Origin of the sequence: Sphingomonas sp. (assembly GCF_040398505.1) — a bacterium.
Taxonomy (GTDB): domain Bacteria; phylum Pseudomonadota; class Alphaproteobacteria; order Sphingomonadales; family Sphingomonadaceae; genus Sphingomonas.
Window position 1 is genome coordinate 40,524 of record NZ_JBBATX010000001.1, and the last position, 24,374, is coordinate 64,897.

The 24,374-nt window shown below is 64.3% G+C and carries 26 protein-coding genes; 19 read left to right on the forward strand and 7 right to left on the reverse strand.

The window, feature by feature from the left end; translation table 11 throughout:
• Positions 1-32 precede the first annotated feature (32 nt).
• The 8 genes from astD (at position 33) to ABWP09_RS00255 (ending at position 6,538) form a co-directional block, all read left to right on the forward strand.
• A complete protein-coding gene (gene astD, locus ABWP09_RS00220; RefSeq protein WP_353203152.1) occupies positions 33-1,445 on the forward strand; it encodes a succinylglutamate-semialdehyde dehydrogenase in 1,413 nt (470 codons plus the stop codon).
• On the forward strand, positions 1,438-1,893 hold the full coding sequence (locus ABWP09_RS00225) for a GAF domain-containing protein (RefSeq protein WP_353203153.1): 456 nt from the start codon (positions 1,438-1,440) through the stop codon (positions 1,891-1,893). Before astD ends, ABWP09_RS00225 begins: the two co-directional genes overlap by 8 nt.
• Positions 1,894-1,959: 66 nt before the next feature.
• A complete protein-coding gene (locus ABWP09_RS00230; RefSeq protein ID WP_353203154.1) occupies positions 1,960-2,343 on the forward strand; it encodes a cupin domain-containing protein in 384 nt (127 codons plus the stop codon).
• Between the two features lie 81 nt (positions 2,344-2,424).
• Positions 2,425-3,228, forward strand: a complete 804-nt coding sequence (gene cobA / locus ABWP09_RS00235) for a uroporphyrinogen-III C-methyltransferase (RefSeq protein WP_353203155.1) — start codon at positions 2,425-2,427, stop codon at positions 3,226-3,228.
• Entirely contained in the window at positions 3,225-3,521 is a 297-nt protein-coding gene (locus ABWP09_RS00240; protein WP_353203156.1) for a DUF2849 domain-containing protein, read from the forward strand. The genes cobA and ABWP09_RS00240 overlap by 4 nt, the downstream gene beginning before the upstream one ends.
• 237 nt (positions 3,522-3,758) lie before the next feature.
• Positions 3,759-5,390 (forward strand): nitrite/sulfite reductase, encoded by a 1,632-nt coding sequence (locus tag ABWP09_RS00245; protein ID WP_353203157.1) that lies wholly within the window; start codon positions 3,759-3,761, stop codon positions 5,388-5,390.
• A complete protein-coding gene (locus tag ABWP09_RS00250) occupies positions 5,383-5,790 on the forward strand; it encodes a DUF934 domain-containing protein (protein WP_353203158.1) in 408 nt (135 codons plus the stop codon). Before ABWP09_RS00245 ends, ABWP09_RS00250 begins: the two co-directional genes overlap by 8 nt.
• Positions 5,783-6,538, forward strand: a complete 756-nt coding sequence (locus tag ABWP09_RS00255; RefSeq protein ID WP_353203159.1) for a phosphoadenylyl-sulfate reductase — start codon at positions 5,783-5,785, stop codon at positions 6,536-6,538. The genes ABWP09_RS00250 and ABWP09_RS00255 overlap by 8 nt, the downstream gene beginning before the upstream one ends.
• A gap of 67 nt (positions 6,539-6,605) precedes the next feature.
• On the opposite strand, the gene ABWP09_RS00260 is transcribed toward ABWP09_RS00255, so the two are convergent.
• Positions 6,606-7,466: a metal-dependent hydrolase gene (locus ABWP09_RS00260; protein WP_353203160.1), complete on the reverse strand. Its 861-nt coding sequence runs from the start codon at positions 7,464-7,466 to the stop codon at positions 6,606-6,608.
• Between the two features lie 54 nt (positions 7,467-7,520).
• Between ABWP09_RS00260 and ABWP09_RS00265 the strand changes: the two genes are divergently transcribed.
• The 10 genes from ABWP09_RS00265 to lptG all read left to right on the forward strand — a co-directional run bounded on the left by ABWP09_RS00265 (position 7,521) and on the right by lptG (position 18,021).
• A complete protein-coding gene (locus tag ABWP09_RS00265) occupies positions 7,521-8,102 on the forward strand; it encodes a TetR family transcriptional regulator (RefSeq protein ID WP_353203161.1) in 582 nt (193 codons plus the stop codon).
• Between the two features lie 107 nt (positions 8,103-8,209).
• The gene (gene obgE, locus ABWP09_RS00270) at positions 8,210-9,253 is read left to right on the forward strand and encodes a GTPase ObgE (RefSeq protein ID WP_353203162.1); all 1,044 of its coding nucleotides are present in this window, start codon (positions 8,210-8,212) and stop codon (positions 9,251-9,253) included.
• A 30-nt stretch (positions 9,254-9,283) separates the two neighbouring features.
• On the forward strand, positions 9,284-9,835 hold the full coding sequence (locus ABWP09_RS00275) for a Uma2 family endonuclease (protein WP_353203163.1): 552 nt from the start codon (positions 9,284-9,286) through the stop codon (positions 9,833-9,835).
• Between the two features lie 43 nt (positions 9,836-9,878).
• Complete coding sequence (proB, locus tag ABWP09_RS00280; RefSeq protein WP_353203164.1) at positions 9,879-10,997, forward strand: glutamate 5-kinase; 1,119 nt, start codon at positions 9,879-9,881, stop codon at positions 10,995-10,997.
• A 140-nt stretch (positions 10,998-11,137) separates the two neighbouring features.
• Entirely contained in the window at positions 11,138-12,043 is a 906-nt protein-coding gene (locus ABWP09_RS00285; RefSeq protein ID WP_353203165.1) for an NAD-dependent epimerase/dehydratase family protein, read from the forward strand.
• Positions 12,044-12,103: 60 nt separating this feature from the next.
• On the forward strand, positions 12,104-12,346 hold the full coding sequence (locus ABWP09_RS00290) for an acyl carrier protein (protein WP_353203166.1): 243 nt from the start codon (positions 12,104-12,106) through the stop codon (positions 12,344-12,346).
• Between the two features lie 4 nt (positions 12,347-12,350).
• The gene (spt, locus tag ABWP09_RS00295) at positions 12,351-13,613 is read left to right on the forward strand and encodes a serine palmitoyltransferase (protein WP_502959733.1); all 1,263 of its coding nucleotides are present in this window, start codon (positions 12,351-12,353) and stop codon (positions 13,611-13,613) included.
• A gap of 52 nt (positions 13,614-13,665) precedes the next feature.
• Positions 13,666-15,627 carry an ATP-binding protein gene (locus tag ABWP09_RS00300; RefSeq protein WP_353203167.1) on the forward strand — a complete coding sequence of 654 codons (1,962 nt, stop codon included), beginning with the start codon at positions 13,666-13,668 and terminating at the stop codon, positions 15,625-15,627.
• Positions 15,628-15,727: 100 nt separating this feature from the next.
• Positions 15,728-16,927, forward strand: a complete 1,200-nt coding sequence (locus ABWP09_RS00305) for an LptF/LptG family permease (protein WP_353203168.1) — start codon at positions 15,728-15,730, stop codon at positions 16,925-16,927.
• Positions 16,924-18,021, forward strand: coding sequence for an LPS export ABC transporter permease LptG (gene lptG / locus ABWP09_RS00310; RefSeq protein WP_353203169.1), 1,098 nt, complete (start codon positions 16,924-16,926; stop codon positions 18,019-18,021). The genes ABWP09_RS00305 and lptG overlap by 4 nt, the downstream gene beginning before the upstream one ends.
• A 189-nt stretch (positions 18,022-18,210) precedes the next feature.
• Here the strand turns inward: lptG and ABWP09_RS00315 are convergent, their stop codons facing one another.
• Complete coding sequence (locus ABWP09_RS00315) at positions 18,211-19,323, reverse strand: fatty acid desaturase family protein (RefSeq protein ID WP_353203170.1); 1,113 nt, start codon at positions 19,321-19,323, stop codon at positions 18,211-18,213.
• Between the two features lie 143 nt (positions 19,324-19,466).
• On the opposite strand from ABWP09_RS00315, the gene ABWP09_RS00320 reads away from it, so the two are divergent.
• A complete protein-coding gene (locus ABWP09_RS00320) occupies positions 19,467-20,624 on the forward strand; it encodes an N-acetyltransferase (RefSeq protein ID WP_353203171.1) in 1,158 nt (385 codons plus the stop codon).
• A 42-nt stretch (positions 20,625-20,666) separates the two neighbouring features.
• Here ABWP09_RS00320 and ABWP09_RS00325 read toward each other — a convergent pair whose 3' ends face one another.
• The 5 genes from ABWP09_RS00325 to ABWP09_RS00345 form a co-directional block, all read right to left on the reverse strand.
• A complete protein-coding gene (locus ABWP09_RS00325) occupies positions 20,667-20,924 on the reverse strand; it encodes a hypothetical protein (RefSeq protein WP_353203172.1) in 258 nt (85 codons plus the stop codon).
• Positions 20,925-21,104: 180 nt separating this feature from the next.
• Positions 21,105-21,899 carry a transporter gene (locus tag ABWP09_RS00330; protein WP_353203173.1) on the reverse strand — a complete coding sequence of 265 codons (795 nt, stop codon included), beginning with the start codon at positions 21,897-21,899 and terminating at the stop codon, positions 21,105-21,107.
• Positions 21,896-22,666, reverse strand: coding sequence for an exodeoxyribonuclease III (gene xth / locus ABWP09_RS00335; protein WP_353203174.1), 771 nt, complete (start codon positions 22,664-22,666; stop codon positions 21,896-21,898). Before xth ends, ABWP09_RS00330 begins: the two co-directional genes overlap by 4 nt.
• A gap of 27 nt (positions 22,667-22,693) precedes the next feature.
• Positions 22,694-23,032: an iron-sulfur cluster insertion protein ErpA gene (gene erpA, locus ABWP09_RS00340; protein ID WP_353203175.1), complete on the reverse strand. Its 339-nt coding sequence runs from the start codon at positions 23,030-23,032 to the stop codon at positions 22,694-22,696.
• A 46-nt stretch (positions 23,033-23,078) separates the two neighbouring features.
• Positions 23,079-24,269 carry a M23 family metallopeptidase gene (locus ABWP09_RS00345; protein ID WP_353203176.1) on the reverse strand — a complete coding sequence of 397 codons (1,191 nt, stop codon included), beginning with the start codon at positions 24,267-24,269 and terminating at the stop codon, positions 23,079-23,081.
• Positions 24,270-24,374 lie beyond the last annotated feature (105 nt).

Genomic DNA, 24,374 nt, shown 5'->3' on the forward strand with positions numbered 1-24,374 from the left:
TCCCCCACAAAACTAAGGCAAACACCTCCGCAATGTCCTCCGAACTCCTTTCCTACGAACCCGCAACCGGCGCGACCTTGTGGCGCGGCCAAATCGGCGATGTCGATGCCGAGGTCGCCGCCGCGCGTGCGAGCTGGGCCCCGTGGGCCGCGCAACCGCTCGCCTACCGGATCGAGGCGCTGCGCCGCTTCGCCAATGTCGTGCGCGCGCGCGCCGATGATTTTGCCGATCTGATCGCGCGCGAAACCGGCAAGCCGCTCTGGGAAGCACGCACCGAGGTCGAATCGGTCATCGCCAAGGTTGATATCTCGGTCAGCGCCTATGCCGAACGCACGCCGCAACGCCGGCTCGATACGCAAATGGGCGGGCGCATGGCGCTGCGCCACAAGCCGCACGGCGTGCTCGCGGTGCTCGGGCCATATAATTTCCCGGCGCATTTGCCCAACGGCCATATCGTCCCCGCGCTCCTCGCCGGGAATGCGGTGGTGTTCAAACCGTCGGAGAAAACGCCAGCCGTGGGCGCATTCCTGGTCGATTGCTTCCACGCCAGCGGCATGCCCAAAGGCTGCGTTCGCTTGCTGATCGGCGGCGCGGCCGAGGGCAAGGCGCTGGCCGGGCATGACGGGATCGACGGGCTGCTCTTCACCGGCTCCGCGCACACCGGCATCGCGCTCAACCGCCAGTTCGCGACGCGGCCCGAGAAGATCCTCGCGCTGGAGATGGGCGGCAACAATCCGATCGTGGTGTGGGATTCGCCCGATCTCCACGCCGCCGCCGTCCTGATCGTACAATCGGCCTTTACCAGCGCCGGCCAGCGCTGCACCGCCGCGCGCCGGCTGATCGTCGATGAAAAGCTCTACGATCCGCTGATGGCCGAAGTGATCAAATTGGTCACCCGCATCATCGTCGATGAACCGCATGCCAATCCCGCCCCGTTCATGGGCCCGGTGATCGACAATGAAAGCGCCGACCTGCTGAGCGAGAGTTTTCTCGAACTGATGATGCGCGGCGGGCGCGCGATCCGCCACCTCGAACGCCCCTTGCCCGACCGCCCGTTCCTGCGCCCGGCGCTGATCGACACGACCGACATGAACGACCGGCCCGACATCGAGCTGTTCGGCCCGATCCTGCAAGTGATCCGCAAATCGAGCTTCGAGGATGCAATCGCCGAGGCCAACAACACGCGATATGGCCTTTCGGCATCGCTGCTCAGCCAGAATCCCAAGCTCTACGACCAGTTTTGGGCCAATGCGCGCGCCGGGATCGTCAACTGGAACAAGCCGACCAACGGGGCGTCATCGGGCGCGCCGTTCGGCGGGATCGGCTGGTCGGGCAACCACCGCCCGAGCGCGTACTATGCCGCCGATTATTGCGCCTATCCCGTGGTCTCGAGCGAAGCTGACCAGGCCCGTGCGAGCATCGGGGTCGGTTTGCGGGATGAATGACCTGGACGCCAGTGTCGCAGCCTTGCGGCACGACGCCGCGATCAAAGCGATGCTCGTCCGGATTTGCGAAACCACTGCGATGGGCTTCGCTGCCGTCGTCCGCGTCACCGATTCGCGGTGGGTGGCATGCCAGGTGCTCGACCGGATCGAGTTCGGGCTCGATGCCGGCGACGAACTTGACCTCAAAACCACGATTTGCGACGAAATCCGTGGGCACGGCCGATCGGTCATCATCGATCACGTCGCGGCCGATCGCGATTGGCCCACCCACCCGACGCCGGTGCTGTACGGCTTCCAAAGCTACATCGCCTTTCCGATCGTCCGCGCCGACGGCAGTTTTTTCGGAACGCTGTGTGCGATCGATCCCCAGCCGCACAAACTCGACACGCCCGAGATCGTCGGATTGTTTCAAAGTCTTTCGCGCGAGATCGCAGCCTTGCTCGGCTGATCGCACGCAGTATATTCGCGCCAGACGCAAATGCAGCGCGGCGGAGTGTTACGAGAGGAGCGGATCATGCAAGTCGAAGGTCAATCGATCGTCGCCCAGACCGATATGCTGGCCCCCGTCCCCTTTCCCATTCCCGGCACCACCCCGCCCGACGGCGTGACCGCGACGCTGGTCAATATCGATGCCGCGCGCGGTCTTGTCACCACGATCATCCATATTGCGCCCGGCGCGCGGATCCCGGCGCATTATCACGATGACGGGCCGGAGGCGCATTACGTGCTGAGCGGGGACTTCATCAATGCCGGCGAAACGCTCGGGCCGGGCGCCTTCGTGACGCACCCCACGGGCGTCGTCCACGGGCCGCACGAATCGCGCACCGGGTGCAGCATCCTCACGCTGCAAAGCGCCTATGTCGATCCGGCGAACCCCGATTTTCATATTGTCGAGTAACGCGCTCGACAAAAGCTGACCTACCCGACCACAAAGCATCCTTGAATTGCGGAAGCGCTTGGTCCAGCCCATCTGACAGCGATGGCAACACCCCTTGATCCGACCGCGCCCATCTCCTCAAAGGTGGGGCGCGCTATCCTTGTTGGCGCCGGCCCCGGCGATCCCGGCCTCCTGACCGTGCGCGCCGTCGCCGCGCTGAAGCAGGCCGACATCGTCGTCCATGACGGCCTGATCGATCCGCGCGTGCTCGATCTTGCCCCCCCGCAGGCGCAGCGCATTTCCGTCGCCAAGCAGCGCGCGCGCCACACGCTGCCGCAGGAAGCAATCAACGCGCTGATCGTCGCGCAGGTGCAGGCAGGCCGCATCGTCGTCCGGCTCAAGGGCGGCGACCCGTTCATTTTCGGGCGCGGCGGCGAAGAGGTCGAAGCCGTGCGCGCAGCGGGTCTCCCGATCGAAGTGATCCCCGGCGTATCGGCCGCCCTCGGTTGCGCGGCCGAGGCAATGCTCCCGCTCACCCACCGCGATCATGCGAGTGCGGTCAGTTTTGTTGCCGGCCAGTGCAAGGGCCTCGCCGATCAGGACTGGTCTGGCCTCGCCGGCAAGGGCCGCACGCTCGTCATCTATATGGGCGTCGCGACTGCAAGCGACATCGCCGACAAATTAATGTGCGACGGCGTCGCACCCGAAATGCCGGTCGCGGTGCTTGAACGCGGGACGCTCGACGGGCACCGCGCGATCAAGACTTTGCTCGCCGATCTCGGGGAGATGGTAACGCGCGAAAAGGTTGCCAGTCCGGCGATCATCGTCGTCGGCGACGTCGTCCATCTGTCCGACGCCGAGGATAAATTGGGCCGTTGGGCCAGAATTGCGGAGAGTGTGGCGTGAGATTGCTGACCGGGAATGATTTGCCGAGCGGCGATGTGATCTGGTGGACCGGGCAGGCCTGGTCGCGTCACGTCGAGGAGGCGAGCGATGTCGGTGATCAGGGTGAGAGCATCGCCCGCGCCGAGGAAGGCGCGCGCCGCGTCAACGGCGCGTACGTGATCGATGCGACCGCCACCCCCGAAGGCCCCCGCCCCGCCCACATCAAAGACCGCGTCCGCGCGCTCGGCCCGACGGTCCGCCCCGATCTGACGCTCAAGCCTGCCGATCCGATGGCGGGGAGCTGGGTGATATGATGTTTCACGCGGAGACGCGGAGACGCGGAGATGTTTCGCTTGCCGCGCAGCGGGCCTCGAACATTCGGGCAGCAGGAGTGATGGTTTGCGCTGACGCGCATCCTCACCACCCGCACAACCTCTCCGCGTCTCCGCGTCTCCGCGCGAATCAAACTTCTTCTTCCCTCGTGCCTCCGCGCCTCTGCGCGAACAAACCTTCCTCTTCCTCCGCGTCTCCGCGTCTCCGCGAGAATCACAATGTATAAATATGACCAATATGACCAACAGATCGTCGACGCCCGCGTCGAGGAGTTTCGCGATCAGGTAAAGCGCCGCTTGGCGGGCCAAATCACCGAGGATCAGTTCAAGCCGCTGCGGCTGATGAACGGTCTGTACCTGCAACTCCACGCGTACATGCTGCGCGTCGCCGTCCCGTACGGCACGCTCGACAGCCGTCAGATGCGGATGCTCGCGCACATCGCCCGCAAATATGACCGCGGCTATGGCCATTTCACCACGCGGCAGAACATCCAGTATAATTGGATCAAGCTCGACCAGGCCCCCGACATCCTCGCCGAACTGGCAACGGTCGAGATGCATGCGATCCAGACCTCGGGCAATTGCATCCGCAATATCTCGTCGGATCAATATGCCGGGGCCGCCGCCGACGAAGTCGCCGATCCGCGCATCTGGGCCGAATTGCTGCGCCAGTGGAGCACCTTCCACCCCGAATTCAGCTATCTGCCGCGCAAGTTCAAGATCGCGGTAATCGCCGCGGAGGAAGACCGCGCGGCGATGCGGCTGCACGATATCGGCATCCAGCTGCTGACGCGTGACGGCGTGCTCGGCGGCAAGATTTTCGTCGGCGGCGGCATGGGCCGCACGCCGATGATCAGCCACGAGATCCGCGACTTCGTCACCGCCGCCGATTTGCTCAGCTATGTCGAGGCGTGCCTGCGCGTCTATAATCGCTACGGTCGGCGCGATAATATCTACAAGGCGCGGATCAAGATCCTGCTCCACGAAATCGGCCCCGACGAGTATCGCCGTCAGGTCGAGGAGGAATTCGTGAGCGTCAAGGCGCTCGGTCTCGATCCGCCCAAGGCCGAATTCGACCGCATCACCGCGATGTTCGCCCCGCCCGCGTTCCGGACCGACGCTGTCGCTCCGCTCGACCGCCGCGACCCGGATTTCGCGGTGTGGATCGATCAGAACACCGCCGCGCACAAACAGCCCGGCTACACGATCGTCACGGTCAGCCTGAAGCCCGCCGGTGGCATTCCGGGCGATGCCAGCGCGGAGCAGATCGACGTGCTCGCCGATTTGGCCGCGCGCTACAGCTTTGACGAGCTGCGCGTCACGCATGCGCAGAACATCGTGCTGCCGCATGTGCATCAGGCTGACCTCTACGCTCTTTGGCAGGCGCTCGACGCGGCCGGCCTCGCGCCGGCCAACCTCGATTTGATCAGCGACATCATCGCCTGCCCTGGCCTCGATTATTGCAGCCTCGCCAATGCCCGCTCGATCCCGGTCGCGCAGAAGATCGCCGAACGCTTCGCTGACCCGGAACGGCAGCGCGACCTTGGCGAATTGAAGCTCAAGATCAGCGGCTGCATCAATGCCTGCGGGCATCACCATGCCGGCCACATCGGTATCCTCGGCGTCGACAAGAAGGGCACCGAGAATTACCAGCTCTCGCTCGGCGGATCGGGCGCGGAGGATGTGAGTCTGGCCAAGATCACCGGCCCCGGCTTTGACGAGGACGGCATTGTCGATGCGGTCGAGACGGTGACCAACGTCTATCTCGAGCGTCGCGAGGATGGCGAACGCTTCCTCGACACCTATCGCCGCGTCGGCATGGAACCGTTCAAGGAGGCGCTTTATGGGTGACGTGCAGCACGACGAACCCGCGGTCACGCTCGACGCGTTCCTCGATACCCAGACCAACGCCACCGCCGTCCGCCTCGAAGCGGGCGACGACGCGCGCGCGCTGCTGCCCTATCTCGATCGCATCGCCTTGGTCGAAGTAAGCTTCCCCAGTTTCCGCGACGGGCGCGGCTATTCCGCCGCGCGCATCCTGCGCGAAGCCGGCTATGGTGGTGAACTCCGCGCGCAGGGCGACGTGCTGGTCGATCAGATGCCGTTGATGAAACGCTGTGGCTTCGACAGTTTCGCCCCCGAAAGCGAAATCGATCCGGCCACGCTCGAGGCCTCGCTCACGCGGTACGACAATGTCTATCAAAAGGCCGCCGACGGGGGCGTGCCGATTTGGAAGTTGCGGCATGGCTAATGCAGCACGCAAGCTCGACCTGATCGACGTCGCCCCCTTCTCGCCCGCCGATGCGGCGGCGATGGAGGCACGCTATGCCGGTGTCGGCACACGCGACATGCTCGGCGATCTGCTGACCGGCGAGCTCAAGGGTCGGGTGGCGGCGGTGTCGTCGTTCGGCGCGGAAAGTGCGGTACTGCTGCACCTGATCGCGCAGATCGATCGCGACATTCCCGTGATCTTCCTCAACACGCAGAAGATTTTCGGCGAGACGCTGCAATATCGTGACGCGCTTTCGGAAACGCTCGGCTTTACCGATTTGCGCGTGTTCCGCCCCGATCCGCGCTTGCTCGCGGCGAAGGATGCGACCGGCCTGCGCTGGAATTATGACCCCGACGGCTGTTGCGACTTGCGCAAGGTCGAGCCGCTGCGCCGTGCGCTCGCGCCGTTCGATGCATGGCTGTCGGGCCGCAAGGGCTTCCAGGCCGGGACGCGCGACGCGTTGCCTCGCTTCGAAGAGGATGAGGGTCGGCTCAAGCTCAACCCGCTGGCGGATTGGGACAAGCCCGCGCTCGATGCCTATTTCGCCGAACATCAATTGCCACGCCATCCGCTTGAGGCGGAGGGCTATGCGTCGATCGGCTGCGCGCCGTGCACCTCGAAAGTGCTCCCCGGCGAAGACCCCCGCGCCGGACGCTGGCGCGGGTGGGAAAAGGTCGAATGCGGCATTCACGTGCCAGAGAAACCGGGGGAAGAGCCGGTTTTTTAGCGCTTCCCTTCCCCGCACGCTTCCCCGGCCTCCGCCGGGGAAGCGTCATCGGGGTAACGTCAACCGCTCACGCCGCCAGCGCCGCACGCGGCAACACCGCGGCCGCATAGTCGCTCTCGGCCAGCGCGATCAGCTTGCGATCGTCATGGTTCCACGGATGGAAGCCGGGTAGAAAAAACGAAATCCACGCGCCGAGAATCTTCCGCGCCATGCCGGGCCGCCCGAGCGCGTACCACAGGATGCCGAAATGCGCCTTCGCACCGGTGATGCCATCCTGCCGGAGCAGTTCGAGCATCCCCTTATAGCGACCAGCGAAGAATTTGATCGTCGTGCCGACCATCACCAGCGCCTTGATCTTCCACCGATTCCAGCGCGTCCAATCGCGCGTCGCGTGCAGCCACGTGTCGTACGCGACGCCCTTATGTTCGATTTCCTCAGCGGCATGCCAACGCCACAGTGCCGCTGCCTGCTCGTCCCCGCCCGCCAGATGGCGCGGGTTGGCGATCAGCTGATGCGCGATGATCGCGGTGAAATGTTCGAGCGCCATCGTCGCGGCCAGGCTCGCGATCGGCGGGCGTCCCTTGGTCAGCGCAAGCGCTTCGTCGATATGCTGCTCGAGCCGCGACACGTCATAGCCCTGATCGGTGACGTGGCGGTTGAACGCAACGTGTTCGCGCGTGTGGATCACTTCCTGCTTGATGAACGCCTGAATCTCGCCGTGCAGCCGCGGCGCCGTGCCCTCGCGAAACGTGCGCACGCTATCGACAAAGAAGCCCTCGCCCTTGGGAAAGGTCACCGACAATGCATTATAGAACGCGGTCGCGAACGGATCGTTGTTGAGCCAGCAACGGCGCATCTTCGTGCCGCGCCCGAAGCGCAAGTCACGCGGGACGATCGTCAAATCGGCGGGAGTGGTTGCTTTCGCCATGAAAACCTCCGAACAGCAAGAAACACAGGTTAGAATTATGCGTTACTTACATCAATGTCAATAGTCCGCAAACGGCTCAGCCCGGAAGAATCCCGCGATGCCGCGATCGAAGCGGCACGGGCCTTGCTGGTCGAGCTCGGCCCACAGGCCGTTACGCTCAAGGCCGTCGCGGCGCGGATCGGGCGGACGCATGCCAATTTGCTCCACCATTTCGGCTCGGCAGCGGATCTGCAAAAGGCGCTGATCACGCACCTCGCCGACACGATTACCGAAGAGATCGGCGCCGCAGCAAAGCGCGCACGCCTCGGCGACGCCGATCCGCGCGAAGTGGTTGATCTGACCTTCGATGCCTTCGTCAATGGTGCCGGCGCGATGGCGGCGTGGATGATCCTGTCGGGTAATCATGACGCGCTCGATCCCGTGCTCAGCGCGATCCACCGGCTGGTCGATGATCTTGCCGAGGATGCGGAAGCGGGCAAGCACATCCACGAAGACACGTTGCAACTGGTGCTGATGGCGATGGGCGACGCCTTGCTCGGCGGCGCGATGGCCAAGGGGCTGGGCTTGCCGCCGGAAGCCGCGCGGACGATTGCGACTCGGGCGCTGATGGCGTCGCGGGCGATCCTGCCGGCGTGAGGAAAAGCGCCGTGGCAAAGCCACGTCGTCGGTCCTTGCTGCAGCAAGGCCGGCCGGGCGCGATGCCGGTGTGGCTTTAGCTGCGCTAAAGCGCTAGGCATCGCGCCATGCATTTCCTCGACCAAGCAAAGATCTTCGTCCGATCGGGCGCAGGCGGCCCCGGTGCCGTCAGCTTTCGGCGCGAAAAGTTCATCGAATATGGCGGCCCCGACGGTGGCAATGGCGGCAAGGGTGGCGACATCATCTTCGAAGCCGTGCCCGGCCTCAACACGCTGATCGACTTTCGCTACACCCAGCATTTCCGCGCGCCGCGCGGCCATGGCGGGTCGGGCTCGAACCGCACTGGCGCGGGCGGCGACGATCTGCTGATCCGCGTGCCGATCGGTACGCAAGTGCTGAGCGAGGACAAGGAAGAAGTCCTCGCCGATTTCACCGTTCCGGGTGAGCGCGTCGTGTTCCTGCGCGGCGGCGATGGCGGGCGCGGCAACGCGACCTACAAAACCTCGACCAATCGCGCGCCGCGCCAACACGGTACCGGCTGGCCGTATCAGGAAATGTGGGTGTGGCTCCGCTTGAAGCTGCTCGCCGATGCCGGGCTGGTCGGCTTACCCAATGCCGGCAAATCGACCTTCATCAACGCCGTGACCAATGCGCAGGCCAAGGTCGGCGCTTATCCCTTCACCACCGTGCGCCCGCAATTGGGCGTCGTCAGCCGCCACAATCGCGAATTCGTCGTGGCCGATATTCCGGGCCTGATCGAAGGTGCCGCCGATGGCGCGGGGATCGGCGATCGCTTCCTCGGCCATATCGAACGCTGCAAGGTGCTGCTCCACCTGGTCGATGCGACCGAGGAGGATCCTGTGGGTAACTACCGGATCGTGCGTGGAGAACTCGATGCCTATGGCGGCGGGCTTGTGGATAAGCCGCAAGTGATCGGCCTCAACAAGATCGACGCGCTCGATCCTGCCGACGTGAAGAAGCTCGTCACCAAGCTCAAGCGCGCGAGCAAGTCCGAGGTCATGCCGCTCTCGGGCGCTGGCGGCACGGGAATCGAGGCGGTGCTCGACCGGCTGATCGAAGCGATCGGCCCGGCCGAGGGCGCCCCCGCACGCGACGACGATACGCCACCGGGGGAATGGTCGCCGGTTTGAAGCGCCAGCCCGATATGGTATAAAACCGCCATGGCGACTCAGATTGTCTATCCCCTGCTGACCGCCGAGGAATTCCTCGAAATCGATTTCGGCGATCGCAAGGCCGAACTCGACAACGGCGTGATTCGCATGATGGCGGGCGGAACGGCGCGGCATGCCGAGGTGCAGATCAACATTGTGTCGTGGCTGCGGCAACATCTTCGGGGTAGCGGATGCCGACCCTATGGCTCGGACATGGCGACACGGACGCATGATCTTTCGATCCGCTATCCCGATGTATCGGTGTTCTGCGGCCAGGACCGGGACGAACAGGCCACCTCATTCAGCGACCCAAAAGTTCTCATCGAAATCCTGTCCGCCGGAACTGCGCGTACCGACCTGCGGATCAAATTCGACGAATATAAAGCGATCGACAGCGTCGATACGATCGTGTTCGTGGACATCGCGATTGAGCGTCTGCGCATCGTGCAACGCACCGCCGCGCACGGGTGGAGCGATGTGTCGCATGACGACGCGGTTGATTCGCCCCTGCCCGCGCTAAACCTCACCATCCCCCACGCCGAGATTTTCGCGCGCGACTAACGGTCATTGGCGCAAGCCCCGTCACACGCTAACGCGGGGCGTAATGTCCGTCTTCGCCCCCGCCGCCTGCGCGCGCCTGATCGTCAAGGTCGGCTCGTCGCTGCTCGTCGCCGCCGATGGCACCGTGCGGCGCGCGTGGTTGAGCAGCCTAGTTGCCGACATCGCGACACGCGTCCGCGCCGGCCAGGAGATCGCCGTGGTCTCCTCGGGCGCAATCGCGCTTGGCGCACGTCGCCTGAAGCTCCCCAAGGGCGGGCGCGCCAGCCTTGAGGATGCACAAGCCGCCGCCGCCACCGGGCAAATCGCGCTGTCGCAAATCTGGGCCGAATTGCTTGAGGCCGAGGGCCTGACCGCGGCGCAGATGCTGGTGACGCTCGACGATCTCGAGGACCGCCGCCGCTATCTCAACGCCTCGGCGACGCTCGGGCGGCTGCTGTCGCTCGGCGTGGTGCCGGTGATCAACGAGAATGACAGCGTTGCGACCGAAGAGATTCGCTTCGGCGACAATGACCGGCTCGCCGCGCGCATCGCGCAAGCGGCGGGCGCGCACGGCGTGATCCTGCTGTCCGATGTCGCTGGCCTGTACGACGCCAACCCCAATACCAACACGGGCGCGACTCTGATCGACCGCGTCGAGCGGATCGATGCCGCGATCGAGGCAATGGCCGATGGCGGATCGGCGTCGGGCATGGGATCGGGCGGGATGGTGTCGAAAATCGCCGCCGCGCGGATCGCGACTGCGGCTGGCGCGCATCTGGCGATCGTATCGGGGCATGTCGAACATCCGCTTGCCGCCTATGATGCGAGCGGGTGTGGCACGGTCTTTGTCGCCGAACGTACCGCCCCCGCGCGCAAGGCGTGGCTGGCGGGCGGGCTGACTGCGAAGGGCGAGATCGTCATCGATGCAGGTGCCGCCACGGCCTTGTCGAGCGGCAAGAGCTTGCTCGCAGCGGGCGCGACGCGCGTGGCGGGTACCTTCGTGCGCGGCGATCTGGTCGCGATCATCGGGCCGGACGGGCGGACGCTCGCCCGGGGCCTCAGCGAATATGACGCCGCCGAAGCCGCCGCCTTGACCGGCAAGCGTAGCGACGCGCAAGCCGAAATCCTCGGCTATGCGCCGCGGTCCGCGCTCGTTCACCGCAACCACATGGCGCTGGTGTGATGGCAGCATTCTCTGAATTTCCCTCTCCCTATGGGAGAGGGAGGGAGCCGCAAAGCGGCGGAAGGGTGAGGGTGACGCCCGCCTCACCCTCACCCCTCGCCGCCTTCGCGGCTCGACCCTCTCCCAAAGGGAGAGGGTAAGTGACCATCCTCGCCATCACCGGCGGCACCGGCTTTGTGGGATCGCGCACGATCGACCTCGCGCTCGCCGCAGGCCACACCGTCCGCGCGCTCACCCGCCGCCCACAGCCGGAGCGCGACGGCGTCAGCTGGATCGAAGGCGCACTCGACACGCCCGAACCGCTCGACCGGCTGGTCAAGGGTGCCGACGCCGTCCTGCACATTGCGGGCGTGGTCAACGCGCCCGATCGCGCCGGCTTTGCCGCCGGAAACATTGCAGGCACGCAATCGGTGCTCGATGCGACACAGCGCGCGGGCGTGCGCCGCTTCGTCCACGTCTCCTCGCTCGCCGCGCGCGAGCCGCACCTTTCGATCTATGGCTGGTCGAAGATCGAATCCGAAACGGTGGTCGCCGCCTCCGGGCTCGACTGGACGATCGTCCGCCCGCCCGGAATCTACGGCCCCGGCGACATGGAGATGCGCGACCTGTTCCGCATGGCGAAATCGGGCATTGCCGCGCTGCCCCCCGGCGGCCGGGTATCGGTGATCCATGTCGATGACATCGCAAGCTTATTGCTGACGCTCGCCACCGCCGACATGCCCGCGTCGATCCTCGAGCCCGATGACGGACGACCTGGCGGATGGAGCCACGCCGAGCTGATCCGCGCGATTGGCGTCGCGGTCGGGCGCAACGTGCTACCGATCGCCTTGCCCAAGGCACTGCTGACGCTGATCGCGCACGCCGACAAAACGTTTCGCGGCACGGGCGCGAAGCTCACACCAGACCGCGTCGGCTATCTCTGCCACCCCGATTGGACGATCGATCCCGCCAAGCGCCCGCCGTCGCAGCTCTGGCAGCCCGCCATCGCCACGCCGCAGGGCCTCGCAACAACCGCCGCATGGTATCGTGCAAACGGCTTGTTATAGGCTTGCTATAAAGCCGCCGCATTTGTCCGGCAAAGCGTCACGACCCTTTAAGGACCGAGCATGACCGACCGCCAACACATTTACGACACCGTCACCGCCCAGATCGAGCCGTTCAACAAGAAAGGCGTGCCGCTGAGCGATGCCACGACCTTCCAGGGCGACCTCGAATGGGACAGCCTGACCGTGATGGATTTCGTCGCCGCGATCGAGGACGAATTCGAAATCATCATCACGATGAACATGCAGGCCGAAATCGAAACCGTCGGCCAATTGGTCGATGCGGTCGAAAAGTTGAAGGGTTGATCCGATGAGTGATGCTGGCCTCGCCCCCGAAAAGCTTGTCTTCGATCCACCCATGGTCGCCCCCGAACGCGACCTCATGTCGAAATTCGACCCAATCATCGCCGAGCGTCAGGCGCTGATCGACACCGGCGTCACCGATCCGTTCGCGATCGTGATGGAACACGTGAAATCGCCGACCGAGGCGGTGATTGCGGGGCGCGACACAATCCTGCTCGGCACCTACAATTACATGGGCATGACCTTCGACCCCGACGTGATCCAGGCGGGCAAGGACGCGCTCGACCAGTACGGATCGGGCACCAATGGCAGCCGTATGCTCAACGGCACCTTCCGTGATCATATCGAGGTCGAGGATGCACTTCGCGATTTCTACAACGTGTCGGGCGCGATCGTCTTTTCGACCGGCTATATGGCCAATCTCGGGATGATTTCGACGCTTGCCGGCAAGGGCGAATATGTCATCCTCGACGCCGACAGCCATGCCTCAATCTATGACGGATGCCAGCAGGGCAATGCCGAGATCGTCCGCTTTCGCCATAATTCGGTCGAGGATCTCGACAAGCGCCTCGGTCGCCTGCCCAAGGAGCCGGGCAAATTGGTCGTGCTCGAGGGCGTCTATTCGATGCTCGGCGATATCGCGCCGCTCAAGGAAATGGTCGCCGTCGCCAAGAAGCATAATGCGATGGTGCTGAGCGACGAAGCCCATTCGATGGGCTTTTACGGCCCCAATGGCCGCGGCGTGTATGAGGAGCAGGGCTGTGAGGCCGATGTCGACTTCATCATCGGCACCTTCTCCAAATCGGTCGGCACGGTCGGCGGCTTCTGCGTGTCGAACCATCCGAAGTTCGAGGCGATCCGGCTGGTATGCCGTCCCTATATCTTCACCGCATCACTGCCGCCCTCGGTCGTCGCGACTGCGGCCACGTCGATCCGCAAGCTGAAGCATGCGCACGCCAAGCGCCGCCAGCTGTGGGAAAATGCCCGATCGCTCCACGGCGGGCTCAAGGCGCTCGGCTTCAAGCTCGGCACCGAAAAGCCCGACAGCGCGATCATCGCGATCATCCTCGACGATCAAGCGCAGGCGGTGGCGATGTGGCAATTGCTGCTGGATGGCGGTCTCTATGTGAACATGGCGCGCCCGCCCGCCACACCCGCGGGCACCTATCTGCTGCGCTGTTCGCTGTGCGCCGAACATACGCCCGCACAAATCGCGCGTGTGCTGCAGATGTTCGAAGCCGCGGGACAGGCAACCGGTGCGATTGGCTGACGCGAGCGCCGCGACTCTATCCACGAGTCGCGGCGTGCGGTAAGGTGCTGACATGAGCGGATCTCAGCCCGATGCGACCGGCACGGATCGAGCCGGCACGGCCTGGCATACGGTAGCGCTGCTCGGCATGGCCGCGCTCGGCGTAGCGGTGCTCGTCGCGCTCAATCTGACGCTGGGCGAGGCGAACCGCCAGCGCGACAATGCGCTGAAACTGCAAACGCACAGTTACGAAGTGATGATCCTCTCGGCCACTTTGTCGGGCACGATCGCGCATGCCGAGGCGTCGCTCGGGCGCCATGTGATCAGCGCCGACAAGGAATTGGGTCAGGCCTATTCGGCCGACTGGACGCTGGCGAACCAGCAACTCGCGCGGCTCGACCTGATCACGCGCGACAGTGCCGAACAGCAGGCGTTGACCACCGAATTGCAGCGCGCGATGGCGACGCGCGGCGACGAACTCAGCAATGTGGCGCTCAACACGCTGTACAAACGCAACGATCAGGCGCTGGCGCTGTACTACAAAGCGCGCGCGGCCCCCGCCCGCGCCGAAATCGACCGCGTGCTCGATCAGATCGGCGCGCAGGAGCGCACGGTTCTGGCAAAGCGCACCGGCGTCGCGATGAAGTCCGTCGCGCGCTCGACCGGGGTGGCCAGTACGCTCTCGGTGTTCGGCATGCTGCTCGCGGCGGGCGCGGTTGCGCTTGGGTGGCTGACCGTGACGGCGCTCGGGCAACGCGCCGTGGCCCGCACCGAGGCCGCGACCGAGCGTGATCGCGCGACCGAATTGGAAGCGGCGGTCGAACGCGCCTCCGCCGTTTTGCTGGCGCAGGAAAGCAAGCTGCGGCAGGTCCAGAAGATGGAGGCGGTCGGGCAATTGACCGGCGGCATCGCGCATGATTTCAACAATATGCTGGCGGTCGTGCTCGGCGGACTCGAACTGGCCAAACGCCAGGTGGAGACCGATCCGGTCGCGGCGCAGCGCCATATCGACAACGCGACCGAAGGGGCCAATCGTGCCGCGGCTTTAACCCGGCAGCTCCTCGCTTTCTCGCGCGAGGAGGCGCTGCGCTCGGAACCGATCGAGCCGGTCGCGCTGGTGCTCGGCATGTCCGATCTGCTCGATCGCACGCTCGGCGACACGATCGAGGTCGATGTCCATGCCCCCGAAAGCGGCAGTTGGCTGGTCCGCTCCGACCGGCATCAGCTTGAAAATGCCGTGCTCAATCTCGCCGTCAATGCGCGCGATGCGATGGACGGACGCGGCAAGCTGACGATCACGACGGCCGGGGTGACGCTGGCGGAGGGGGCGGTCGGGACGTGCCGGGCGGGGGACTATGTCGCGCTGTCGGTCGCCGATACCGGCTGCGGCATGGCACCCGATCTGCTCGAGCGCGTGTTCGAACCGTTCTTCACCACCAAGCCGGCGGGCAAGGGCACTGGCCTTGGCCTCAGCCAGGTGTTCGCCTTCGTCCGGCAAGCCGATGGTGAGGTCGGGCTGGAATCAATCGTCGGCGTAGGCACGACGGTGACGCTGTATCTTCCGCGCTACGGCGCCGACGCGCGCGCAACGGATAAAACCACGCCCGCCGCACCCGCTCCATTCGAACATCGAGCGCTCGATATTCTAGTAGTGGAGGACGATCCGCGCGTCCTCGCCGCCACAATCGGCGCGCTCGAAGAGCTCGGTCACCGCCCCGTCGCGTGTAACGATCCGCTCGCCGCGCCGGCGACGCTGGACCGCCTCGACCGGGTCGATTTGATCGTCAGCGACGTGTTGATGCCGGGTCAGACCGGCCCGGAAATGATCGCCGGCTTGTTGCAGGAACGCCCTGATATTGCTGTTCTTTTCGTGACGGGCTATGCTGGCGAAGCGGGCGGCGCGGCCGAGTTTGGCGGGCACCACGTGTTGCGCAAACCCTTTACGCTCGCCGCGCTTGAGCGCGCGGTCGCGGCGGCGGCGGCCGATGCCGCGGGTCCACCCGATAACAGGATCAACAGCATCGCGGCGGAATGATTTGGTAGCTGACGAAGCCGCATCACGCCGATATAGCGACGATACGGCCACCGCCGTCTAACGCCCCTCCCCTCCGGCCGGACGCCCCCTCCCCCGCATCATGAAATCCATCGACCGCTACATGGCCCGGCTGATCGCAGTGCCGCTGGTTTCGACCCTCGTCATCTTCGCGATGCTGCTGGTGCTCGATCGCATGCTGCGCTTGTTCGATTTCGTCGCGACCGAAGGCGGCCCGGTCAGCGTGGTGTGGCGGATGCTGGCCAATTTGCTGCCCGAATATTTTGGTCTGGGCATTCCGGTCGGCCTGTTGCTCGGCACGTTGCTCGCCTTCCGTAAACTGGCGACGTCGTCGGAGCTCGACGTGATGCGCGCCGTGGGCATGAGCTACACGCGGATGTTGTACGTGCCGTATCTGTTCGCGCTCACGCTCGGCGCGGTCAATCTGGCGATCGTCGGCTTCGTTCAGCCCGAGGCGCGCTTCAATTACGAAAAGCTGCGCTTCGAATTGCGCACCGGGGCGCTCGGCGCGTCGATCAAGGTCGGCGAGTTCACGCATTTCGGCAAGGACATGACGCTCAGGATCGAGCAGAGCCATGACTCGGGGCGTCGTCTGTCGGGTATTTTCCTGCGCCGCGACGACGGCAAGGGCGGCTCGATCGCCGTCACCGCCGCAAGCGGGCAATTCTTCGCGACCGAGAATCTCGACGAAATCATTTTCCGCCTGACCGACGGCACGCTGATCCGCACCGAGGCGAATGTGGCGACGCCACGCGTGTTGCGCTTCAGCATCAACGATTTGCCGATTCCCTTGCCCAAGACAGAAAACTTCCGGATGCGCGGGGCCGAAAATCTTGAGCGCACGCTGCCCGAACTCGTCCGGATCGGCGGCGATCGCGGCGCGAGCAAAGAAGCCCGCGCCACCAGTCAGGCCGCCTTCAACTTCCGCACCGCCGAAGTTCTGTCGATCCTGCTATTGCCGCTGCTCGCGCTGGCGCTGGGCGTACCGCCCAAACGCTCGACCTCGGCGCTTGGCGTGTTCCTCGCGATTGTGATGATCGTCGCCTATCACAAGGTGAACGAATATGCGCAGGCAGTCGGCGGACTCGGCAAAATCGATCCGTTTTTGGCGATCTGGATTCCGTTCGCGGTATTCGCCGGGCTGACGCTATGGATGTATTACACCATCGCCTATGTTCCAGGCGGGCAGCCGATCGGCGCGCTTGAACGCGTCTTTTCCAAGCTGAGCCAGGCGATCGTAAAGTTGCTGCCGTGGCGGCGTGACAAGGGCGCGGTCGCATGATCTCGTTCCAGCTTTTCCCGTCGCGCACCGTGTCGCTTTACATGGGCAAGATGTTCCTGCTGCGCACCTTCGCGGTGCTGGCGATGCTGGTGCTGATCCTGCAGGCGCTCGATCTGCTGAGTGAATCGGGCCACATCCTGGCGCATCCCGGAAATGGCCAAGCCGAAGTCCTGCGCTATATGTCCCTGCGCATTCCCGCGATCGTCGCGCAATTTCTGCCGTTTTCGGTGCTTTTAGGCACGATCATCACGCTCTCGACGCTTAACGGGAATAGCGAAGTGGTCGCGCTCAAAGCGTCTGGCTTGTCGGCGCATCAAGTGCTGGCACCGCTGCTGATTGCGGCGCTTGGCGTCGCGATCATTTCCTTCACCTTCAACGAACGCTTCGTCACCCGCGCGAGCGCCACGCTCGACCAGTGGCAGAAGCTCGAATATGGCCCGGTCCCGGTCGATCGCGGCGACCGCAGCAACGTATGGGTCCGCAACGGCGACGATCTGTTACAAGTCGATCACATCAGCGGGCGCGGCGATACCACGAAGCTGACCGGCATCACCTTGTTCGATCGAACCGGCGGCAATCTGGTCGCAATCGTCTCAGCCAAAAACGGCGTGCGGCAGGGTGACGGCTGGAAAGTCGGCCCGGCGACGCGCTTCGATGTCGCCAGCGGCAAGCTGACACAGGTTGGTGAGACCGTGATTGCGTCCGGCGTGCGGCCTGATCAGTTCACCTTGGCAACCGTGAACGCAAACGGCCTGTCGTTCAGGGCCTTATGGTCGGCCATTGCCGATCTGAAGGCCGGGGGTCGCCCGACCAAGGCGCTGGAAGGGGCGATGTGGCATAAATTGTCAGGGCCGCTCTCATCGATCCTGATGCCGCTGCTCGGTGCTGTCTCCGCCTTCGGGCTGGCGCGATCGGGCAAGCTGTTCGTGCGCGCGGTGATCGGGATGATGCTCGGATTTCTCTACTTCGTCGCCGACAATTTCGCGCTGGCGATGGGCAATTTGGGCGCTTATCCGCCCTTCCTCGCGGCATGGGCGCCGTTCCTGCTGTTCTTCATGATCGGCGAGGCGGTGCTGATAAGGACTGAGGAATAGTGATCGACGCATCGTCGGTCCCGACGATCGTCTGGCTCCTCGCCGGTTTGGTGAGCCTTGGCGGATCGGTCTATGCGCTGCATGTCCGCAACTATCGGACGGCGCTGCTCGCCTTCATTTTGGCCGCGCTGGTGCTGACTATTACGCTGATTCGGTTGCAAGAACCGGCGCGGGGCCAGCCGGTGCGAATTAACCTCGTCCCGAAGTCGACCCCATCGTCGAGCGCACCAGCCGTGCAACCAGTCCCGGCAACCCCGGATAACTAGCCGTGTGATACGGCGACTCCGTCCCAAGTGCCTTGGACAGCCGCCGATGCGCCTCCGCCAGCGAATGGTACGGCAAGCCCGGCAGCAAATGATGCAGCGCATGATAGCGCAAGCCAACAGGTGCCCACAGCGCCGGCAGCAAAGCCGGCGGCGGCACGTTGACGGTGTCGAGATATTGCGCGGTGACGGTCATCGTCTCGCCTTCGTGATTGTCCCACAAATGCGCGACGAGCGTGCGGATCTGATTGAGGACGTACACGCCTGAGGTGATCGCTAGCGCGATCGCGACCATCCGCAGCGGGAAAATGCCGGTCGCGATCAGCACGATCAGCGTGACCGCCCAGACGCTGCACGCGCCCTCCAGCATCCACCACAACCGCGCCGCTTCGCCTTCGGCCGCGCGGCGGCGGAAGGCGGGGTTGATCGACAACGACGAATAGCGTTCGACCAGTACGCGGTGCATCCCCGGCACGACCAGCGACAGCGGCGTCAGCAAGCCATAGCGCACGATCAGCGCAATCGGCGCGAGGATCGAGGTCAGGATGAACAACGGCAACGTCCACGGCTTCATCGACGCCAGCGGCAGATATTCGGGATCCTCGACTGTGCCGTAACGCGTGCGCGCGTGATGCAGGTTGTGGACGCCTTCATACATGAAGCTCGGCACGAGCAACGGGATGCCGGCGATCAGATTCCATCCCAGACGAAAACCCGGCAGCGACGCATGCCGGATATGCGTGACTTCGTGGATGAAGCTGCCTGCGCGATACAGCGCCAGCACCGCGACCACGCTCGCCGCGACCGCCCAGCCGACCGAGCCAAGCGTCATTGCCAGCGCCAGCGCGGCATAGCCGATCCCGGCCGACAGCAGCAGGTCGCTCCAGTAAATCGCGGCGCGGGGCGGGTTGAGGTCGCGCGTCAGCTCGGCCGCCGCGCGCAGCATCGCCTTGTCGTCGGCAATGCTCGACAAGCGGCCGCGCGGGGCGTCCCCGGCAGAGGCGGCATCGCGCCGCTCGAACGTCAACAAAGTGTCCATGGAAGGGGCCATTGCAAGAAGATAGTGGCTAGATGGTGGCAGCAAAAGGCGGATGTTCCGCCCCACCCCTCCGCGTTTCCCGCGCTTGACAGCGGCGCGCGCACGCGGGACGTGTCGCGCACTTTTCTGGAGGGACCGCACCTGTGGCCATTGCTTCGCTTTCCATTCGCCCCATCAGCAGCAAGGCCGATCGCAAGCGCTTCGTCGATCTCCCCTTCCGCCTCTACCAGGACGATCCGAACTGGGTCCCGCCACTCAAGGGCGAGGCGCTCGGCCTGATCACGCCAGAGAAGAATGGCTGGTTCAGCCACGCCAAGGCGCAATTGTTCCTCGCCGAACGCGGCGGCACGGTCGTCGGGCGAATCTCCGCGCATTTCGATACGCTGGCGCTGACCATGGACCCGTCCAAGGGTTTCGGCCCCGGCTGCGGGCAATTCGGCCTGTTCGATGCCGAGGACGCCAATACGGCAAAAGCGTTGATCAACGCCGCCGAGGGCTGGCTGCGCGGCCAGGGCATGAACCGCGTGCTCGGCCCGATCAGCATGTCGATCTGGGAGGAGCCCGGGCTGCTGGTCGAAGGGTTTGATCATCCGCCCACGATCATGATGGGCCATGCCAAGCCCGAATATCGCGGCTGGATCGAGGCCGCTGGCTATCACAAGGTCAAGGAATTGGTGACCTATGAGCTCGACATCACCAAGGATTTCGTGCCGCTGCTGCAGCGGATCATCGCATCGGGCGACAAAAATCCGCGCATCCATATCCGGCATGTCGACAAGAGCAAGTTCGAGGAGGAAGCCGCGACGATCCTCGCCATCCTCAACGATGCCTGGTCGGACAATTGGGGTTTCGTGCCACTGACTCCGCCCGAGATCGCCGATGTCGGCGTGAAGTTAAAGCCGATCGTGTTCAACGACCTGATCCGTATCGCCGAACTCGACGGCAAGCCGGTCGCGTTCATGATCACGTTGCCCGATCTCAACGAAGCGATCGCACCGCTTAAGGGCAATCTCTTTCCGTTCGGCTGGGCAAAACTGCTGCTGTTTCTGCGCAAGCCGCGCGTGAAGACGATGCGCGTCCCGTTGATGGGCGTGTTGAAGGAATTGCAATCGTCGCGTTTGGCGAGCCAGCTGGCCTTCATGCTGATCCAGCAAATCAAGGACGCGTCGGTGGCCCATTACGGCGCGACGCGCGGCGAAATCGGCTGGATCCTCGACGATAATCAGGGGATGAATTCGATCGCCGAGGCGATCAACTGCGACATCAACAAGCGCTACTGGATTTTTGAAAAGGCGCTGTGACCGGGTGGCGGTGCCGCGGGGTGAGCGCGGCACCGCGCCGGCTTAGTTCTTGGCGAGCGGATCGAAGCCTTCTTCGAGCCATGCCTCACGCGTTTTGCAAGTCTTGCGCGCGATCCGCGACCCCGTCCTTTCATCGAGGACGCAATATTTTTTCGCCGGAGTTGCGACGCGCGCGCCGTCCGCAGCGGCCTGCGGTGCTTCGGTGGTCGGCGTCGCGGTCGGGCGTGTATCGCGCGCGACGACGGGCGAGGCGGCGACACTCAACAGTGCCGCCGTGGTGATCAGGAACAGCTTGGTCATGATATCCTCCGCTAAAAAACCTGCGGGTATATCGACCCGCCACTGTGTTAGTGCATTAGTCATGCCAGACACAAGAAGGACAGTTTTTCAGAGAGATAGCGAAATTTTTGAACGAGCGCTGAATGGTGAAACCCACCAAACTTCGGCCTTTCACACCATTTTGCGGCAGGCGGTTAAGGCTCAGAAGCGCCGCGAAACGCCGAAATAGAGTTCGACATCCGGGGCAGCGCGATTGAGCCCCGCAACGGCGCCCAGATCGACTTGCAGATCGTCTTTCGCCGCCCAGGCGAGCGATGCCGAGGCAAGATCTTGCGTGGTCTTGCCGCCCGGATCCTCATCGCGCAGCACCGCGCCTTCGATCGTCGCGGTCAGCGCCTTGGACAGCCTGACGCCGAGCCCGATCACTTCGGAATAGGCCAGGTGCCGTCCGCCGCCTGCGCTATCGACCGCCGCATCGATTTCACTCGTGGTCGCCAAATTGAGCGTTTCGCTGAGATCGTAGGTCACCGGCACCACGACACCCGCTCCCCAATTTCCCGCGCCGACCGGCGCGCGGCCGACGGGCACGCTGACAAACGGCTGAAGCGCAATCGAAAGACCGCTGCCGTCCGGGTGGAGCAGGTTCGCTTTCATCCCGAGCGTCACGTCGCCGACTCGTCCCGCCATATCGACCGCCTGTGTCGTCTTGTCGCGCATGCGGACATGGCCATACGGCGTCCAGCCGAGCTGCGCCTCGATACTGTCGGTCAGCCCGACGCGGACGATCGTGTCGCCGACCAACACCGTATCGGTGCGCTGATCGGGCTGATCGTCGAGCGTCCAGTCGGCGAGCGCCATTTCGACCGAAACATGCTTTGGCGCGATCGTGCAGGGTGTGGTGCCGAGCCCCGGCCGCGTCGGACAATAGTCGCGATCTTCGGCCAAGGCCGGACTTGCCACGAACACCAGCACGCTTGCCGCGAGCCACCGCGTCACCGCAGCGTTACCCAGGTCGGCGCGTGGTCGCTCGCTTTCTCGCGCGCGCGATACTCCTTGTCGACGCCGGCATCGACCAGCCGGTCCGCCGCGATCGGCGAAAGCAACAAATGGTCGATCCGGAACCCGGCGTCACGCTGCCACGCGCCCGCCTGATAATCCCAGAAGGTCCACACCCCGCCACTCGGGTAGCGCGTACGCAGCGCATCGGTCCAGCCTTGCGCGACGAGCGCGCGGAACCCAGCGCGGCTTTCGGGCTGCATCAGCGCATCGTCCTGCATCGCGCGCACCGAATAGGTATCGTCGTCATTGGGGATGACATTGTAATCGCCCGCCAGCACGACCGGCGTTTCCTCGGCGAGCAGTTCGAGCGCGCGTGCGCGCAGCCGATCGATCCAGCGCAATTTATACTCGAATTTCGGCCCCGGCTGCGGATTGCCATTGGGCAAATAGAGCGAGGCGATCGTCACCCCATTCACCTCGGCCTCGAGATAGCGGCTATGGTCGTCCTCGCTCTCGCCCACCAGCCCCCGCTGCCGCTCGACCGGATCCTGCCCCTTCGCCAACACCGCCACGCCGTTCCAGCTCTTCTGGCCGTGCCAGATCGCGCCATATCCAGCCGCGCGGATGTCCGCCTCGGGAAAGGTCTCGTCGCTGGTCTTGAGTTCCTGCAGGCACACGACATCGGGCTGCTGCTCAGCCAGATATTCGATCAGGCGCGGCAGCCGCGCCTTGATGCCATTGATATTGAAGGTGACGATCTTCACGTGGGCGATCCCTTGTTCAGGGTCGGTTTACACCGCGAAGCTGGAACCGCAACCGCACCCCGAGGCGGCATTGGGGTTGGTCACCTTGAACGCCGCGCCGCCGAGTTCCTCGACATAGTCGACCGCCGAGCCGCGGACGAGATCAAGGCTGATCGAATCGACCACCAACCGTACCCCGTCTTGCTCGGCCACGGCATCGTCCTGATCGACGCTATCGGCAAAACCGAACTTATACTGAAAACCCGAACAACCGCCGCCATCGACTGACAGTCGCAAAATCGCCGGCTTGCCCTGCTTCGACGCGATCGCGGCAACACGCGCTGCGGCAGAGGGGGTCAGCGCGATTTGGGGAGCGAGTGTTGCCATCCTGCCAAGATAGGAGGTTACGGCCGTGTCGGCAATGCGCGTCCGATCAATCCGCCGCCGGACCACCCACGCCCACCGGCATGACCCGGACCGCCTTGTCCTGCGCCGCCAGCAAATAATCAGCGGTTTGCAGGAACGGCACCGGGTTCACCGCATGCCCATCGAGCCGCACTTCGTAATGCAGATGTGGCCCGGTCGAGCGCCCGGTCGACCCCATCAACGCGATCAGCTGGCCACGGTGGACGCGCGTGCCGGCCTCGACGAGGATTTTGGAGAGATGACCGTAGCGGGTCTGAATGCCCTTGCCATGATCGAGCTCGACCATGTTGCCATAACCGCCCGAACGCTCTGCGCGATTGACCATGCCATCGGCGGTTGCATAGACTGGTGTGCCAACCGGCCCGGGAATATCGACCCCGGCATGCATCGCCGCGGTGCCACGGAACGGGTCGGAGCGGATGCCGTAATTGCTGGTATAGGCCATATGATCGACCGGCTGCGCCGAGGGAATCGCGATCACGCCCTGTTCGAGCGTGTCGAGCTTCTTCCACGTCATGAACAGCGAGCGGAATTGTGTATCGGCGCGCAGATCGGCCTCGGCCGCGGCGCTATCGACTGCTTCGAACGGGCCGCCCATCGCGGGGCGCTGCGGCATGAGACGTTCCGGCGCGATGCCCAGACTGCGAACATGCGCGAGCGCGCGAGCAAACCGTTGATCGGCGACACGGCGCGCTTGCCCGATGACGGCGACTTGCTGCTGCTCGACCCGCTTGAGCGGCGCGACCACATCGGCCGCGAGCGCGTCGGATTTTGGATCGATGTTCGGGGTCGGTCGCGACAGCAACGCGACATCGGCCTTGCCCGAGACGACCGCCACCAGCAGCGCCTGACGCTGTTCGACGCGCGTGGCACGAACCTGCGCGGCATGCTTGATCGTTGCGACATCGGCCTGCATCTTGGTGACGCGCACCTGCAGTTGCGCGACCTTGGCTTCGGGCGAGAGCGGTGCATCGACAATTCCGCTCAGCGCGACCGCGCCGACCGCTGCCTGGGCGACACCATATGCCGAAAAGCACAGGGTAATGCTGGCAACGCCCGCCATGACCGCTTGCGAGCGCGCACCGAGGCTGAAACGCTGGAGATCACGCCCGTCGTGAAAGATGAAATCGCGGGTCTTGAAATAGGTCTTGAGCCGCGACACCAGTCGCACACCCGACGCAATCGAAAGTGAGTTCATGTGACCCCGGCGACCTTTATGCGATTGCCGGATAATGCCAGCGCCCGCCCCTCTATCGCCCGCATGCAGCCCCCTGCATCCGGACGAACAGTGTGTGCGGGATAT

Bases quoted from the DNA above. Each gene is read 5' to 3' on its own strand.
- ABWP09_RS00265 (WP_353203161.1), top strand. From the start codon at position 7,521: ATGTCAATAGTCCGCAAACGGCTCAGCCCGGAAGAATCCCGCGATGCC.
- ABWP09_RS00300 (WP_353203167.1), top strand. From the start codon at position 13,666: ATGAGCGGATCTCAGCCCGATGCGACCGGCACGGATCGAGCCGGCACG.
- spt (WP_502959733.1), top strand. From the start codon at position 12,351: ATGAGTGATGCTGGCCTCGCCCCCGAAAAGCTTGTCTTCGATCCACCC.
- lptG (WP_353203169.1), top strand. From the start codon at position 16,924: ATGATCTCGTTCCAGCTTTTCCCGTCGCGCACCGTGTCGCTTTACATG.
- ABWP09_RS00290 (WP_353203166.1), top strand. From the start codon at position 12,104: ATGACCGACCGCCAACACATTTACGACACCGTCACCGCCCAGATCGAG.
- proB (WP_353203164.1), top strand. From the start codon at position 9,879: ATGTCCGTCTTCGCCCCCGCCGCCTGCGCGCGCCTGATCGTCAAGGTC.
- ABWP09_RS00325 (WP_353203172.1), bottom strand. From the start codon at position 20,924: ATGACCAAGCTGTTCCTGATCACCACGGCGGCACTGTTGAGTGTCGCC.
- ABWP09_RS00230 (WP_353203154.1), top strand. From the start codon at position 1,960: ATGCAAGTCGAAGGTCAATCGATCGTCGCCCAGACCGATATGCTGGCC.
- ABWP09_RS00275 (WP_353203163.1), top strand. From the start codon at position 9,284: ATGGCGACTCAGATTGTCTATCCCCTGCTGACCGCCGAGGAATTCCTC.
- ABWP09_RS00305 (WP_353203168.1), top strand. From the start codon at position 15,728: ATGAAATCCATCGACCGCTACATGGCCCGGCTGATCGCAGTGCCGCTG.
- astD (WP_353203152.1), top strand. From the start codon at position 33: ATGTCCTCCGAACTCCTTTCCTACGAACCCGCAACCGGCGCGACCTTG.
- obgE (WP_353203162.1), top strand. From the start codon at position 8,210: ATGCATTTCCTCGACCAAGCAAAGATCTTCGTCCGATCGGGCGCAGGC.
- ABWP09_RS00245 (WP_353203157.1), top strand. From the start codon at position 3,759: ATGTATAAATATGACCAATATGACCAACAGATCGTCGACGCCCGCGTC.
- erpA (WP_353203175.1), bottom strand. From the start codon at position 23,032: ATGGCAACACTCGCTCCCCAAATCGCGCTGACCCCCTCTGCCGCAGCG.
- cobA (WP_353203155.1), top strand. From the start codon at position 2,425: ATGGCAACACCCCTTGATCCGACCGCGCCCATCTCCTCAAAGGTGGGG.
- ABWP09_RS00225 (WP_353203153.1), top strand. From the start codon at position 1,438: ATGAATGACCTGGACGCCAGTGTCGCAGCCTTGCGGCACGACGCCGCG.
- ABWP09_RS00250 (WP_353203158.1), top strand. From the start codon at position 5,383: ATGGGTGACGTGCAGCACGACGAACCCGCGGTCACGCTCGACGCGTTC.
- ABWP09_RS00260 (WP_353203160.1), bottom strand. From the start codon at position 7,466: ATGGCGAAAGCAACCACTCCCGCCGATTTGACGATCGTCCCGCGTGAC.
- ABWP09_RS00255 (WP_353203159.1), top strand. From the start codon at position 5,783: ATGGCTAATGCAGCACGCAAGCTCGACCTGATCGACGTCGCCCCCTTC.
- ABWP09_RS00315 (WP_353203170.1), bottom strand. From the start codon at position 19,323: ATGGACACTTTGTTGACGTTCGAGCGGCGCGATGCCGCCTCTGCCGGG.
- ABWP09_RS00345 (WP_353203176.1), bottom strand. From the start codon at position 24,269: ATGAACTCACTTTCGATTGCGTCGGGTGTGCGACTGGTGTCGCGGCTC.